At 66.4% G+C, this 13,737-nt stretch carries 14 protein-coding genes and 3 tRNA genes; 4 read left to right on the top strand and 13 right to left on the bottom strand.

Annotated elements, in window-relative coordinates:
• Position 1 precedes the first annotated feature (1 nt).
• Complete coding sequence (locus ACYQ5L_RS20960; RefSeq protein ID WP_459963488.1) at positions 2–772, bottom strand: amidohydrolase family protein; 771 nt, start codon at positions 770–772, stop codon at positions 2–4.
• A 77-nt stretch (positions 773–849) separates the two neighbouring features.
• Positions 850–1,824 (bottom strand): hypothetical protein, encoded by a 975-nt coding sequence (locus ACYQ5L_RS20955; RefSeq protein WP_459959420.1) that lies wholly within the window; start codon positions 1,822–1,824, stop codon positions 850–852.
• A 237-nt stretch (positions 1,825–2,061) separates the two neighbouring features.
• Here ACYQ5L_RS20955 and ACYQ5L_RS20950 point away from each other — a divergent pair, with 237 nt between their 5' ends.
• Complete coding sequence (locus ACYQ5L_RS20950; RefSeq protein ID WP_459959419.1) at positions 2,062–2,526, top strand: nitroreductase/quinone reductase family protein; 465 nt, start codon at positions 2,062–2,064, stop codon at positions 2,524–2,526.
• Positions 2,527–2,747: 221 nt separating this feature from the next.
• A complete protein-coding gene (locus ACYQ5L_RS20945) occupies positions 2,748–3,623 on the top strand; it encodes a class I SAM-dependent methyltransferase (protein ID WP_459959417.1) in 876 nt (291 codons plus the stop codon).
• Positions 3,624–3,660: 37 nt separating this feature from the next.
• Here ACYQ5L_RS20945 and ACYQ5L_RS20940 read toward each other — a convergent pair whose 3' ends face one another.
• Positions 3,661–4,239, bottom strand: a complete 579-nt coding sequence (locus tag ACYQ5L_RS20940; protein ID WP_459959414.1) for a TetR/AcrR family transcriptional regulator — start codon at positions 4,237–4,239, stop codon at positions 3,661–3,663.
• Positions 4,240–4,326: 87 nt separating this feature from the next.
• Between ACYQ5L_RS20940 and ACYQ5L_RS20935 the strand changes: the two genes are divergently transcribed.
• Positions 4,327–4,728 (top strand): nitroreductase family deazaflavin-dependent oxidoreductase, encoded by a 402-nt coding sequence (locus ACYQ5L_RS20935; protein WP_459959412.1) that lies wholly within the window; start codon positions 4,327–4,329, stop codon positions 4,726–4,728.
• A gap of 12 nt (positions 4,729–4,740) precedes the next feature.
• Here the strand turns inward: ACYQ5L_RS20935 and ACYQ5L_RS20930 are convergent, their stop codons facing one another.
• The 9 genes from ACYQ5L_RS20930 to ACYQ5L_RS20890 all read right to left on the bottom strand — a co-directional run bounded on the left by ACYQ5L_RS20930 (position 4,741) and on the right by ACYQ5L_RS20890 (position 11,614).
• Complete coding sequence (locus tag ACYQ5L_RS20930) at positions 4,741–5,031, bottom strand: hypothetical protein (RefSeq protein WP_459959411.1); 291 nt, start codon at positions 5,029–5,031, stop codon at positions 4,741–4,743.
• A gap of 29 nt (positions 5,032–5,060) precedes the next feature.
• Positions 5,061–6,851: a hypothetical protein gene (locus ACYQ5L_RS20925; RefSeq protein WP_459959409.1), complete on the bottom strand. Its 1,791-nt coding sequence runs from the start codon at positions 6,849–6,851 to the stop codon at positions 5,061–5,063.
• Positions 6,833–7,246: a nuclear transport factor 2 family protein gene (locus tag ACYQ5L_RS20920; protein WP_459959407.1), complete on the bottom strand. Its 414-nt coding sequence runs from the start codon at positions 7,244–7,246 to the stop codon at positions 6,833–6,835. Before ACYQ5L_RS20920 ends, ACYQ5L_RS20925 begins: the two co-directional genes overlap by 19 nt.
• Positions 7,213–7,647, bottom strand: coding sequence for an Rv0361 family membrane protein (locus ACYQ5L_RS20915; protein WP_459959405.1), 435 nt, complete (start codon positions 7,645–7,647; stop codon positions 7,213–7,215). Before ACYQ5L_RS20915 ends, ACYQ5L_RS20920 begins: the two co-directional genes overlap by 34 nt.
• A 317-nt stretch (positions 7,648–7,964) precedes the next feature.
• A tRNA-Glu gene (locus ACYQ5L_RS20910) sits at positions 7,965–8,040 on the bottom strand.
• Positions 8,041–8,044: 4 nt separating this feature from the next.
• Positions 8,045–8,120, bottom strand: a tRNA-Glu gene (locus tag ACYQ5L_RS20905).
• Between the two features lies 1 nt (position 8,121).
• Positions 8,122–8,198: transfer RNA gene (locus ACYQ5L_RS20900), tRNA-Arg, on the bottom strand.
• A gap of 272 nt (positions 8,199–8,470) precedes the next feature.
• Positions 8,471–10,099 (bottom strand): amidohydrolase, encoded by a 1,629-nt coding sequence (locus ACYQ5L_RS20895; RefSeq protein WP_459959404.1) that lies wholly within the window; start codon positions 10,097–10,099, stop codon positions 8,471–8,473.
• A complete protein-coding gene (locus ACYQ5L_RS20890; RefSeq protein ID WP_459959402.1) occupies positions 10,100–11,614 on the bottom strand; it encodes an APC family permease in 1,515 nt (504 codons plus the stop codon).
• A 92-nt stretch (positions 11,615–11,706) separates the two neighbouring features.
• Between ACYQ5L_RS20890 and ACYQ5L_RS20885 the strand changes: the two genes are divergently transcribed.
• Positions 11,707–12,465, top strand: a complete 759-nt coding sequence (locus tag ACYQ5L_RS20885; RefSeq protein WP_459959400.1) for a TetR/AcrR family transcriptional regulator — start codon at positions 11,707–11,709, stop codon at positions 12,463–12,465.
• Between the two features lie 4 nt (positions 12,466–12,469).
• On the opposite strand, the gene ACYQ5L_RS20880 is transcribed toward ACYQ5L_RS20885, so the two are convergent.
• Entirely contained in the window at positions 12,470–13,636 is a 1,167-nt protein-coding gene (locus tag ACYQ5L_RS20880; RefSeq protein ID WP_459959399.1) for an MCE family protein, read from the bottom strand.
• Between the last annotated feature and the right edge of the window lie 101 nt (positions 13,637–13,737).

The raw sequence follows: 13,737 nt of genomic DNA, 5'->3' as shown, positions 1-13,737 counted from the left end.
GTCACGCCGTGTGTCCGGGGTCGAGCCCGAACACACGGCGGGCATTGCCCGACAGGAACAGCTCGCGGGCCTCGTCGTCGAGGCCGAGCTCGTCGATTCCCTTCAATGCCCGGTCCGGCGTGATCATGGGAAAATTGGTGCCGAACAATACTTTTCGACGCCCGTGCGTTTTCATATAGGCGATGAGTTCCGGCGGATAACGGCGCACCGTGTACGCGGAGGTGTCGATGTGCACATTCGGGTATTTGGTGGCGAGGGCGATCATTTCGGTGGTCCACGGATAACCGATATGGCCGCCGACAATGGTGAGTTCCGGGAAGTCGAGCGCGACATCATCGAGATAGGGGATGGGACGCCCGGTCTCGGAGGTGCGCAGCGGGCCGGTGTGGCCGACCTGCGTGCAGAAAGGGATACCGAGTTCCACGCATTCGGCGTAGAGCGGATAGTAGCGCCGGTCATTGGGCGGCAGCCCCCACAGCCACGGCACGATGCGCAGTGCCCGCATACCCAATTCGGTGACGGCACGGCGCAATTCACGCACGGCGGCCACGGGCTTGCGCAAGTCGACCGAGGCCACGCCCACCAGCCGTCCACCGGAATCCGCCACGAATTCCGCCACCTCGTCATTGGAGATCAGCACGCCCTCCGGGCCGTACCAGGCGCAGATCAATGCGGTATCCACCCCGGCGGCATCCATGAGCGCGAGCGTCGCGGCCACCGGCGGCTGCTCGGTGGGCAGCGGCGCACCCCATCGGCGCAGCGAATCGAACATGTCGTGCTGCACCAGGCGCAATGTCGGATGTTGCGCCCACACATCGATAATGGACAAGATTCCTCCTTGTTCGAAGGTCATCGCGCACCGGCCCGCAGCCACAACCGGCTGCCCTCGTCCTCGGTGGTCGCCAGCAGCAGCCCGCCGCCGGGCAGCTCCACCATCCTGGCCCGAGCCGCCGCGACCGGCATCGGAATCTCCTGCCAATCCGAGCAATTCGATGCGGTCGACGCGAGGTGCACGACCCCGTCGAGTTTGAACGCGGTCACCACCCGAGCGCTTCCGGTGAGCACCTGCAACACGTCCACCGAGTTCGCAGTCGGCCCGCCCACGGCAACCGCGCCGGCACCCGGCCAGCACATGATCCGCGCCGGCGTCCCCGTCGTCTGCCCGAAGACCGTACAGCCCGCCGAACCACACCCCACCCGAGTGGCCAGCACCCCGACCCCGTCGAGTTCCCGCCGCTCCCAGGCGAACCCATCGGCCGACACCCACTCCAACGGCCGCGGCGCTCCCTCCCGCAATGTATGCCCCACCACCACGAACCCTTCCGGCCCGGTGGTCACCTCGGCCGCTCCGGTCTGCTCACCGGCCCCCGACGCCAGCGCCGGATCATCCGCCCGCCGCACCCACATGGCGCCATCCCGCGAAGTCCACACCGCAACCCCGTACCCCAGCGGCCCACCCCATCCGCCGATCAGCAGATCCACGCCTCCCAGCGCCGCGGCCCCCAGCACCGCGATAGCGCGCGGCCCCCCGAACATCTCCACCACCTGCGGATGCTCCACCAGCCCGCCCGTGCCTCCACTCCACACCGTCATTCGCGGATTACTGTGCGCCCCACCGAACGCCTGCCCCAACGCCACGACCCGTTCCCCCGCCCCCGCCGAAATCAACTCCGCCACAAACCCGTACCCGCTCCTGGGCTCCACCGCGACCGCCCGCCAGTCGCTCCCGTCCCCGCTGACCCAGGCCGCCGGCGCCCGCCCGTCCGTCCCCGGCACCGACCCCAACGCCAGCACCTCGTCCCCGACCCGCACGAATTCCGCCACCCGCGCACCATCTCCGAGTGGGTCCAACTCCTGCCACTCCGAAACAGACTCCGCCCCAGTGCATCCGGCTGCCAGCACAACCGCCGACAACGCAACGAGCCACCAACGCCGCATCCGCTCACTCTGTCAGAAGACCGTCCACCGGATCACCGATTCGCGCCCACCGCACCGCAACCCGCGAACCGCACCGGCGTACGTTGGAATGCGACGGCACACAACGGTGCGGGGAGGAATCGAATGACCGCGTTGAAGGGCTACGAACGGGCGTTCTTGCGCACCTTCAATCCCTTGATCATGGCGCTCGTCGAACGCCTCGGCCCACCCACCTACGCGGTCGTGGAGACGATCGGGCGGCGCAGCGGCCTGCCACGCCGGGTCCCGGTCGCCAACGGCCTCGACGGCGACGTCTTCTGGCTGATTGCGGGCCTGGGCGCCAGCGCCCAGTTCGTCCGCAATATCGAGGCCAACCCGCGCGTCCGCGTCCGAGCCCGCCCGGGAAAGCTCCGCGACGGCATCGCCCTGCGCTGGCGCACCGGAACCGCGACGCTGCTCCCGGAAGACGACGCCGCGGCCCGCCACCGCAGCCTGGGCCGCGGCCGCCCGTTCTATCAACTCGACGGAATTGCGCTGCGCCGCTTGGCCGCTGGCGGCCGCATGCTGACAATCAGGATCGACCTGGATCCGCTCGACGACGACATCTAGCGCGTGGCCGACGCCGACCGCCGCCACATCAGAACGCCCAGGGCACTGAGCCGCAAAGGGGAGGCGCGAGCGTGTTTTCGGACACCGATGAGCCAGCCGTATCTCGAAGGATCGCGCGGGACGGTCCGCGCTGACAGCGTGCTACCGCGACAGTTCGCGGGTGGGCAGGCGCCAGGAAAATCATTGGCCTCGAGTCGCGGCGGGCAACTAGCTTGGCGACCATGGCATATGAACATGCGCTGGCGTATGTTTTGGGGCTGGAAGGGGCCGCGCTGCTGCGGGCGTTCGCCGGGGAGCACGATCGGGCGTTCACCGAGGCCCGCATTGCCGAGATCCGGAAGTTCCTGGACGACGGAGCGCTCGACGAAGCCGGGGTGGAGGTCGAGCACGTGGACGTCGCCGAGGGTTACGGCCTCTGGGCCGCGGCCTATGACAGTCCCGGCAATCCAGCATTCGACTATGACGAACCGTTGATCCGGGCGGTGGCAGGCGAGTCGCCGCCCGGCCTCGCAGTGGACGCGGCCTGCGGCACGGGCCGGGTCGGCGCAATGCTTGCCGACTGCGGCCATGCGGTACTCGGCGTCGATCGGTCGGCCGAGATGCTCGAGCTCGCCCGGAAGCGACTGCCGCAAGCCGACTTCCGACTCGGCGGCCTCGATGACCTACCGGTCGACGACGCCGCGGCGGACATCGTGACCTGCTCTTTGGCCTTGAGCCACGTGCCCGAGCTGCGCCCGGTTTTCGCCGAGTTCGCTCGCGTCCTGCGCCCCGGCGGCCACCTCGTCATCGCCGATGTGCACCCCGAACAGGTTGCGCGCACCCATGTTCCGACAATCCGCCGCGCGGACGGTGCACCCGGACGAGTGCGGTCCCACCACCACCGCACCGGCGACTATCTCCGCGCCGCACTGGCCTCCGGATTCCGGATCCACTCCTGCGATGAACCGCCCGCCCCCACAACCACATCCGAGGCAGCCACCGAACCAGGCCCCTGGAACATCTGGCCGTGGTCGCTGACCGCCCTGATACCGGAGGCCGCCCAAGCCGCGAACGCCGGCATTCCGATGATGATCCTGTGGCACATGCGACTCACGTGATCACACCGGTCATCGGGCGAACATCGCGCACGGCCCGTCAGCCGCTCAGATGGCCGCTGATCACCGGTGCGAGCCGGGCCGTCAACTCCGCCAGTGATTCCGAGGCCACCGGCTCGACCCGCAGGATGTAGCGGAGATACGCGACGCCCAGGAGTTGCGCCATGGCCAGATCGATCCGTAATTCCGCATCGGGACCGGGGAGGACGGCCGCGATCTGTGCGTATACCTGTCCCTGAATGAATTGCCGCACCAGGGTTGCCGACTCCTCATGGGTCGCCGCCCCGCGCAGGATGGCCAGTAGTGGGGCTCGTGATTCCGGGTGATCCCAGGCTTCGAAGAACACTCGGGTGAGTCGTTCGCCGATGTCGCCGGGATCACCCGCGGTGATCCGTGCGGCGATATCCGCCGGTTCGAACGGCCAGCCCATGGTCGCCCGGAACAACTCCGCCTTGCTGCCGAAGTAGTGCCTGATCAACCCGGGATCGACCCCGGCGGCCGTGGCGATCTCCCGCACGGTCGTCTTCTCGTATCCGCCTTCGGCAAACCTGCGCCGCGCCGTCTCCAGCAGCACGTCACGCGTGCCGGTCTTACCCGGTCGTCGTCCAATCGGTGGCATAGTGCCAGGAATTCTACAAGCGTTGACTTCTTGTCGACGCCGGCGCTAGCCTGGGTGGAGAAATTCCACAACTGAGGAGTTCTTGCAATGCCTGCTCCACGATGGGTCGCCCGAGCCAACCGCAACGGCCTCAACCGCCTCACCAAGTTCATCGCCCCCTGGGCGCCGGGCTGGGCCGTCGTCATCCACCGCGGCCGCAAATCCGGCAAGACCTTCCGCACCCCGCTGTGGGCCTTCCGCCGCGACGGCGGCTACGTCATCGCCCTCACCTATGGCCCCGAATCCGATTGGGTCCGTAATGTTCTCGCCGCCGGCGGGTGCGAACTCCACACCCGCCGCCACCGCTACGAAGTCCGCAACCCCCACCTCTACCGCGACGAAACCGCCGCCGCCATGCCGATATTCATCCGCTTCATGCTGCGTAACGTCCTCAACGCCCCGCATTTCCTCAGCGTCGACGTGGTGCGCGAACTGCAGCCCGTGCACTGAGGCATGCCCGTACTACTTGGTGGCGCAGAAGCTGTCCCACTCTGTTACCCGGACGATCGGACCCGCCCCGGCGGATTCGCCGCGACCAGTCGAGGTTGCGGCGAATGCTATGCCACTCACGCAGACCCGCGCGATATTCGGAAAGCTGTCGGTGTTGCGATAGACCTCGACGTAGTCGACGTCGTGGATGGCATCCGATGGTCCGCTCCGGTCCTCGAGTTGCTCCTGGGTGCACCCGGCGAGTGCGAGCATTATCAGGGCGAACAAGTACATTGTCCTCGATCGCATCAAAGTGGTGCTCATCGTGCTGCCTTTCGAATGGGGCGTCGATGTCAGGCCCGCTCTCGGAGTCTGATGTGATGGACGCCGTTAACAATCTCGTGAGTGAGAACTTCGAACCGCGTGCCCCGATCGAAGAGAGCCTCATTCTCCAATATCGGAATCCCAAGCGGGACAAGGCACTTTCCGTTTCTCGATTCGATGGTGAACTGGGTGTTTCCCTGGCGGGGTCTGTCGATCGAGGAGCTTGTGAAAGCAGGCTCGAGAATCGCAGCTCCGGGTTTGTATTTCTCCAGGAGCTTGTCCGACAGATTGATTCCCCGAAGTACGACACCCGTGTACGGCGGTAGTTTTGCCAAAGCAGTGGAGATGGCTCGCGAGCGCTGCTCCAGATCCAGCCTGGCTTCCGCCCGGGGCACGCTGTGGTTGTCATGGTTGTATCTATTGATCCACCAATGGTTCGTCGAGATGTAATCGTCGATCGCGCGGCGGTCCTCGGCGGTGAAATCCCGGGGGACACCGGACGGTGCGTCCACATGTGTCGGCGAGCTCGGTTCATCGACGCGGAACTGCCGGCTGTCGAAACCGACGAGCAACTCGTTTGTGACGACTCCATTGACCTTTATCCGAGTGACCAGTGCTCTGACCAGTACGTACTCGACCTTGCAGGTGCCGGGGTCGGTCAGGCGGTTCGCGAGAGCGCGATCGACAGCGGATTCCGATGTCGTCATCGCCTCGACCGTCGCGTCGAGATACCCGCGCGTCCCTTCTTGGTAGTGCAGGCCCTGCGCCCCCGGGCGTACGTTCAGTTCGTCACCGGGTCCCTTTTCGGCGATGATCAGGATCGTGCACCCACCGCTTGCCTTGTCGACTATTTCGTAGACACTGTCGAAGCCGCCACGCCTCTTCGTGACAGGGTCATCGATCTGCTCGACGTAGAAGGCTGTGCGGGGATATTGATTGCGCAGCATGTGCTGGCGTGCGAGGGTGCCGAGCTCGGCGAGCGCCTGACTTCGCGCATCGTAGACCTCTTTCATCTGCGCCGCGGTTTCCGGCGATACCCGTCCGGTCGCCGTGATCTCCGCATCGCGCTGTGCGATCAATGCCGCCCACTGCCGATTCGTAATCGCGTGCAATGCGAGAACCGCGGCATCTTGAAGGGTTCCGAGTTCGATCTGTTCGATGGGTTCGATGCCGGCACGCTTGTCGCTGCCAGGCACATACCCCGGTGGCTGGCCCTCCTCGACGACCGTGATGAAGCGGGAAGGATCGCTCGGATCAATTCGGATCGGCGGTACGACCATGCCGTTCTCGTCGATCGCGAAGTTGTTCCTGGGGCGGATGATGCCATTGACCTCGTCCGGGAGCAGGTATTTGGCGCGATACTCGGGCGAGTTGATCTTCGTCGCGATCGGTTCGTTCTCGGCTTCGGCCGCGGTGGTCCCCGGCGGAGAGTAGGCCGCCGCAGCGGTTTTCGCGCTGCTCGGTGCGGAGCCGGTGGACGGTGCCGCTGTCGGCCTCGTCGCGCCCGCCGTGGCCGGGGCGTCGATTGTGCAGCTCAGAGCCTTCGACATGATCTGGATGCCGCGTGCGTTTCCGGTGGCCGCGGCGGCGTTGTATGCCTGGACCGCAGCGTAATTGTGCGGGTTCGGCGGATTCGCGTTGTGGACGGCAGCCTCTCGATTGTGTGCCTGTGCCTCACGCAGCAAGCTGACGCAGTCGTCGGGTAATGGCGAAGCGGAACCAATGACTGTGACGAGCGTCGTCCACAGAACGACGACCAGTGGGATACCGAGTCGCCGCGGCAGGGCCTCCGGTGGTCGCTTCAATGCAGGTACCGCCATCTCCCGTCCTCCCTCCGCAGGAAGAAGATGTCGGTCGCCTCATACCCGTCATTCCACTCGATGGTTACCTCGGCATTGGCGAGATCCCCTGTTATCACGATGTTCTCAACATGTGTGACGATGCCGCGGTCCGCCTGCCGAACGGCATCCAGTGGATTGTTTTCGTACCGCTCGCGTAGTTCCGTGCTGTAGTGATCGATGACGACGAACGGGTCCGGCGCGGCGAGCACCTCGCGCAGCACGGTTTCGATTTCCTTCTCATCCTGAGGTCCAGAGCTGCTGCCGAACAGTACGGCCATCGTCCCGGCGAGCATGAGCACCGAAGATCCGGCGATCAGCCCGAGGCGCTTCCGGCGGCAGGTCAAGGCGCCAAATCGTCGGAGCAGAGCTTCCATTCGTCCCCCTCCCGGCGCAGCGACACTTCGCCCGTCGATTCCATTCCGGCACTGACGGTCGTCACCTCCGCGGTGGCGGTGTCGCCCCGGATCTCGATCTTGGCGATCTTGGTCAGCTCGATGGTCTCGGGCACAGCGGGCAGCGCCGAATACAAGGCATCGAGCTCAGCCTTCAGTGTGTCCTGCTCCACCTGGAATTCCGGCGGCAGCGAAACGTCCGCCGGAAGCGTAGGTATCGGCGAAGCGGCGTCGAATATCTCGCGAATCGCGGCACACATGAACGGCCTTCTTGCCGATATGTCCTCGGCTTCCGTCACAGCCCGCAGCGTCTGCTCGATCTTCTGTTCATCGGTTGCCGATTCCGCACCACTGCAACCGATGATCGACATGGCGACGAGCACGAAGCCGACGGCGAGACCGAATCTCCGGCATTGCATATCCGACTTCCTTTCAGCGGACCGAGATCACGCGGCTGCGGCGATGCCATCCGGCGGGATGTACGTGAAATCCATTTCCACCCCGAGGAGTCGGGCCCGATCGCCGTGCGGCCGGTTTGATCGACGCTATCGAGTTTCGACTGCCGTTCATGATGATTCGGGCGTGCCCGAATGATTCGGTGCTGTCCTCGCGGGGAGGGGGCTGCGGTTGTCGGTGCGACGGTTGCTGTGGGCCGAACCCGCAGTGCGGCCCGTGAGAGCGGTCATGAGGTGAGAGTCCGTGGTGACCTCGGCGGGAATCGAACCCGCGTCGTCCTGAGTGAGAGTCAGGGTGCCCGACCAGCAGAGCACGAGGCCTCGGTGACGCAGATCGGAATCGAACCGACGTGGATTCTGGGTGAAAACCAGACTGCCCGTGCCAGCAGAGCAACTGCGCCGTGGAGCCCTCGAGAGGATTTGAACCCCTATCTGCCTGACTCGAATTCAGGTGCTCTGTCCGGTTGAGCTACGAAGGCATCGGTATGAAATGAAAAAGGGCCGCTCCGTTGGCGGTTCAGCCAGTGGAGCGACCCTTCGGCAGGGGAGAAGGCCCCCTGTTACGGATCACCCCGCAGGCCGGTGCGGCGCCGCGAGAACGATTCGAGTGCACAGCGTTCACGGGTTATGCGCGACCACGCGAGCGTGGTGTACGAATACCGGGTCATCGCTGTGCCTTTCGTGATCGTTGTTGACGAGAACGCTAACAAGCGCCGCGGGTGGTGCGCCACTGAATTTCGCGGGACGGAGATCAGCCGAATACCCGAGTGCCGCCGACGTAGGTTTGGGCGACGGTGAGGTCGGCGATCTCGGTGGGGGAGACGTGGAACGGGTCGCGGTCCAGGACAATCAGATCCGCGAGGTTGCCGGGGAGCAGGCTGCCGGTGTCGTCGAGACGGTTGACGTGGGCCGAGCCCGCCGTATAGGCCGCGAGGGCGGTCATGAGGTCGAGGCGCTGGTCGGGGAGTAGCGGGGGCAGGTCGGAGCCGGGGTGGACGCGGTTGACGGCGACATGAATGCCCGCCAAGGGGTTGGGGTCGCTGACGGGCCAGTCGCTGCCGCAGGCCAGGGTCGCGCCGGCGCGGGCCAGATCGCCGAAGAGGTACTGGCGGGCGGAGAGGTCGCCTCCGAGGAAGGGGAGGGTCAGGTCGTCGAGCTGGGGTTCGTGCGCGGCCCACAGGGGTTGGAGGTTGGCGATGGCGCCCAGGCGGTAGAAGCGGGTGATGTCGTCGGGGTGGACGACTTGCAGGTGGGCGAGGTGGTGGCGATTGCCGCGCTGGCCGTTGGCACCGAGGGCGGCCTCGAGGGCGTTGAGCGCTTCCTGGACGGCGCGGTCGCCCAGGGCGTGGAAGTGGACCTGGAAGTCGTGGGCGTCGAGTTCGGTGACGTAGTCGCGCAAGGCGATCGGGTCCACGAAGCTGAGGCCGCTATTGGTGGTGCAGCAGCCTTTGTGATCCTTGTAGGGCTCGGTCATGGCGGCGGTGAAGTTCTCGGCCACGCCGTCCTGCATGATCTTCACCGTGTCCAGGCGGAAGCGGCCGGCGCTGAACTGCTTGCGGCGCAGGATCATTGCGGGAATCTGCTCCGAACCCTGCTCGCGCTCCCACCATTGAGCGCCCACCACGCGGGCGGTGAGCAGGCCGCGCCCGGCGGCGGTGTGATAGGTGGCGGCGTGGTCCATGGGACCGCCGTCGGCGCTGACGATGGCCTCCTGCCAGGCGGTGATGCCGAGCGAATGCAGCCGGGCCTGGGCGCGCAGCAGCCCGGTCAGGCGCTCCTCGGCGGTGACCGGCGGGATGATGCGGTCGACCAGGTGCATGGCTCCCTCTTGGAGCATGCCGCCGGGCACACCCTCGGCGTCGCGTTCGATGCGCCCGTCACTCGGATCGGGCGTATCGGCGGTGATGCCCGCCAATTCGAGCGCGCGAGTATTGGCCCACGCACCGTGATGGTCGCGATTGACCAGGTACACGGGCCGGTCGGCGACCACGGCGTCGAGCTGCTGCCGGGTCGGGATGCCACCGGGAAAGCTCTCCATCGACCACCCGCTGCCGGTGATCCACTCCCGCCCCGGATCGGCCGCGGCATACGCCGCGATCCGGCGCAGATACTCCGCGAGCTCGGTCGTCCCGGTGAGATCGCATTCGCCCAGCTCGATGCCCGCCGCGGCCGCGTGCACATGCGCGTCCTGGAAACCGGGCAGCAGCGCCCGCCCGGCCAGATCCACGACTTCGGTCTGCGGCCCGATGTATTCGCGCACCTCCGCGTGCCCGACGGCGCTGATGCGGTCGCGGGTGACCGCCAGCGCCGTGGCGCGGCTGCGCGCGGCATCCATGGTGAGGACACTGCCGCCGGTGAAGACTAGGTCGGCGTAGGACATTCAGTTACTCCTGACAACGGTGGTGGGAGGCAACGCTGCGGCGGGCGATGATTCGATGATGCCTGGTTCGCCGCCGACCAGGATTCCGGGCGCGGTGCGCCGGAAGTAGGGGGATTTGCGGACCCATTTGGCCCACGCGCCGACCGCGACGCCGGAGAGCACCATGAACGCGGGCACCGACAGCACGAACCAGCCATTGCCGGCCGCGATCTCGTAGTGGTCGGTGCTGGTGGCGTAACTCCAGCACAGATAGCCGGCGAGGGCGAAGAGCATGGCCGCGCCGAGGACCGGCAGGATCACCGCCGCCAGCGCGTCCCGCGCGCTCGTGCGCAGCAGATCGCGGAAGCGGGCCGCGGCGGCCAGGGCGGTCGAGCCGTAGTAGAGGGCGACGACGATCCCGATCGCGCTCACGGTCGCATTGATCAGATCGGGCACCTTCGGAATCGCCAGCGCCACAACGCAAACCAGCAGCCCGAGCGCGCCGAGGGCGATAGTGCCCGCGGCCGGGGTGCCGTAGCGCGGGTGCACGCGCGACCACACCGGGCCCAGCGTGCGATCCCGGCTCATGGCGAACATGCCGCGCACCGTGGGCAGCACACTGGACTGCAGTGACGCCACCGTCGAGAAGGTCAGCGCCATCATGGGCAGCAGCGTCAGCGGCGCGGCGGTCAGGGCCGACCCGAAGTACACCAGCCCCTCCGCGCCGTGCCCGGCCAATTCCTCCAGCGGCAGTACGCGCTGAAATGCGAAGGAAGCCAACAGGAATAGCCCCAGCGCCAGCAGCAGCGTGGTGGCTCCGGCGCGCCCGGCGGTGCGGCTGTCGTGGCATTCCTCGCTCATGCTGAACGCGGCGTCGAATCCCCAGTAACAGAACACCGCGGTGACCATGCCCTGCGCGAAGGCCGTGGTCGAGGGAATATCGAAGGGGTTGAGCCAGTCCAGGCTGAACGGCTGGGCGCCCGCGACCAGGCCGTAGCCGCAGAATCCCAGCAGCACAAGGTATTCGAAGATCAGCAGCACCCGCTGGAATTTCGCGGCCAGGCTCACCCCCACCGCCGCGGTCAGCACCGCCGCCACCAGCACCAGCAGCCCGGCGAGCGTGGATTGCAGCGTGGATTCCGGCCGCAGTTCCAGCCCGCCGATCCGCCCCAGCCCGGCCTCGCCCGCCAGCGCGAGCATCGCCGATCCGGTGACGGTGGTGGTGTAGGCGAGGAACAGCACCATGCTGAAGGTCATCACCCAGCCGCACAGGAATCCGAGCCACGGATTCAGCGACCGTCCCACCCACACATAGGTGCTGCCCGCAGTGGGCTCGACCCGATTCAGCCGCGCGTACGCCCCCGCGATACAGGCGACCGGCACGATGGCCAAGGCCATGACGATCGGCAGATGCAGCCCCACAATGGCGGCCGTGAGCCCGAGTCCGATTCCGATGCTGGTGGTGACGGCGGTGGTGGACGCGGCGATCACGACGTTGTCGAGTACGCCGAGGGATCTTCGCATATCTGTGGCCATGAGCTTCAACTTCCGAAATGTGCCGTTTTGGTTAGCACATGAGAAATGTCGACGTATCTTTAGGTCAATACTGTTGACATAAGGTGCCCCGCATGAGCGACTCCCGCAGTCCCGGCGCTCCCCGCCGCCGACGCCGCCCCAGCAAACAGGGCGCGATCCTCTCGGAGGAGTTGATCGTCGAGACCGCGCTGCGCCTGATGAAGGAGCACGGCGCGGGCGGCCTGTCCGTCCGCCGCCTGGGCGCCGCACTGGGTGCCGACCCCACCGCGCTCTACCGCTACTTCGCGGGAACCGACGATCTCCTGCTGGCCGTCGGCGACCTGCTCATCGGCCGCTCCCTGGCGGGCTGGCAACCAACCGGCGACTGGCTACAGGATCTCCGTGCCATCGGTCATCGCATCCGCGACAGTTACCTCGACTGCCCCCAGGTCGCCGCCCTCACCATGTACCGGACCACCGGCCGCCGCCACGAGGCGACCGCGATCAATACGATCCTGGGAGTGCTGCGCGGCGCGGGCTTTCCGGACGAGGAAGCGGTCCGCCTCTACCACGTCCTGGTCGAACAGGGTATGTCCAGCGGCACCCAGCAGGCCTGCTGGGCCGCCCTGCCGCCCGCCGCGAAACAGGCCGACTTCCGCATCTGGGACGAGATCTACCCGGCCCTTCCCGCCGAAACCCACCCCCATCTGACCGCCCTCTCCCCACTGCTGCAACCCGAAATGCGCCGCAATTCTTATGATTACGCCCTGGAGTTGTTCCTCGATGCCGCAGCGGCGCGATTGGAAGCCCTGCGCCCCAAGAAAACTCGAACACGCCGCACCCGCGGTGCGCGAGTGCCGTCAACGGTCTGAGTCGTCAGCGGGGCAGCGGATACAGGAATTCGAAGACTGTTCCGGCGACCGGGCTCGGGTGCGTCTGCGGATGCCAGATATGGCCTTCCGACGTATCGGTGACGAGGTAATCGGCGGTGGTGCCCGGAATGTGGTCGAGCACGCCTTCGCAGTGCGGGCCGCCGGTGGCGTTCACGATCGGCAGATCTTCGGGATATTTGTAGGGTTCGCCCGCGGGCATGAGGCTGGCGTTGAAGAAGACGGCGGCGTCGGGGCCGCCGCCGAACAGGTACGCGATGAGGGGCATGTTCGTGCCGAGGCCGACGATGGTGCAGTAGAGCGCCGGCCGGTATTCGTAGAGCGTCTCGGTGGTGGGGCGCAGCAGGCGCAAGGCTTGGACGAGCGGTGATGCGGTGTCGGCGAGGACAGGGGTCGCGGTGTCGGCCAGGCCGATGAGGTTGGCCAGCAGCGCGTCGAGGCGGAGCTGACCGTCGACCAGGGCGGCGGCGGTGACGGCGGCATTGTCGGTGGTGTGCAACAGGTCCGGGACGGTGTCGCTGTACAGGCCGGTCACCGCGGTGGTGGATTGCAGGTCGTGACGCAGCGCGGGCAGGACCGGGTTGAGCTCGCGCAGAACGGCGTCACTGCCGGCGAGGATCCGGCCGAGATCCTCCCCGCGCCCGTCGAGGGCCGCGCCGAGGGCTTGCAGTGTGGCATTGAGCTTTTCGGGTTCGACCTGCGCGAGGATGTCCGAAAGGTGTTGGAACAGCGTGTTGAACTCCACCGTCACATTCGAAGCGGGTATGACCGCACCGGGTTTCAGTGATTCCCGGGACGGCTGAGCGGACGCCGTGAAGTTGATGTACTTCGCCCCGAACACGGTCGTGGAGCGAATATCCACGGAGACATCGGCGGGCACCAGCCGCAGTATCTCGGGGTCGATATCCAGCACCACCCGGGCCTCGTTGGCCGTGCTGTCGATCGCGGCCACCCGCCCGATCTCCACCCCGCGGAACTTCACCTTTGCCTCGGGATCCAGCACCAGACCGCTGCGCGGCGCGGTGACCGTCACCTGCGTGGTGTCCTCGAACCCGCCCGCGAAACTCATCAGGCACAGCGTGATCACCATCGCGATCACGGTGACCAGTCCCAGCCCCGCCGACCTGACGACCCATGTCCTGTGGGAAACCATCCTCGCGCCCCCTGCCTTGCCATAGCGCACCGGATCCAAATGTGATCTAGGTCAAAGAATTAGAACACGTTCCCATAACTGCCCGTGGCGCTTTGCGACCG

The sequence above is a fragment of the Nocardia sp. IFM 10818 genome, from assembly GCF_054655275.1.
This window is presented reverse-complemented; position numbering and strand designations above follow the sequence as displayed.

What these genes read in the sequence shown, in the direction of transcription:
- ACYQ5L_RS20960 (WP_459963488.1), bottom strand. Translation starts at nt 772, where the DNA reads ATGTTCGATTCGCTGCGCCGATGGGGTGCGCCGCTGCCCACCGAGCAG.
- ACYQ5L_RS20950 (WP_459959419.1), top strand. Translation starts at nt 2,062, where the DNA reads ATGACCGCGTTGAAGGGCTACGAACGGGCGTTCTTGCGCACCTTCAAT.
- ACYQ5L_RS20945 (WP_459959417.1), top strand. Translation starts at nt 2,748, where the DNA reads ATGGCATATGAACATGCGCTGGCGTATGTTTTGGGGCTGGAAGGGGCC.
- ACYQ5L_RS20940 (WP_459959414.1), bottom strand. Translation starts at nt 4,239, where the DNA reads ATGCCACCGATTGGACGACGACCGGGTAAGACCGGCACGCGTGACGTG.
- ACYQ5L_RS20935 (WP_459959412.1), top strand. Translation starts at nt 4,327, where the DNA reads ATGCCTGCTCCACGATGGGTCGCCCGAGCCAACCGCAACGGCCTCAAC.
- ACYQ5L_RS20930 (WP_459959411.1), bottom strand. Translation starts at nt 5,031, where the DNA reads ATGAGCACCACTTTGATGCGATCGAGGACAATGTACTTGTTCGCCCTG.
- ACYQ5L_RS20925 (WP_459959409.1), bottom strand. Translation starts at nt 6,851, where the DNA reads ATGGCGGTACCTGCATTGAAGCGACCACCGGAGGCCCTGCCGCGGCGA.
- ACYQ5L_RS20920 (WP_459959407.1), bottom strand. Translation starts at nt 7,246, where the DNA reads ATGGAAGCTCTGCTCCGACGATTTGGCGCCTTGACCTGCCGCCGGAAG.
- ACYQ5L_RS20895 (WP_459959404.1), bottom strand. Translation starts at nt 10,099, where the DNA reads ATGTCCTACGCCGACCTAGTCTTCACCGGCGGCAGTGTCCTCACCATG.
- ACYQ5L_RS20890 (WP_459959402.1), bottom strand. Translation starts at nt 11,614, where the DNA reads ATGGCCACAGATATGCGAAGATCCCTCGGCGTACTCGACAACGTCGTG.
- ACYQ5L_RS20885 (WP_459959400.1), top strand. Translation starts at nt 11,707, where the DNA reads ATGAGCGACTCCCGCAGTCCCGGCGCTCCCCGCCGCCGACGCCGCCCC.
- ACYQ5L_RS20880 (WP_459959399.1), bottom strand. Translation starts at nt 13,636, where the DNA reads ATGGTTTCCCACAGGACATGGGTCGTCAGGTCGGCGGGGCTGGGACTG.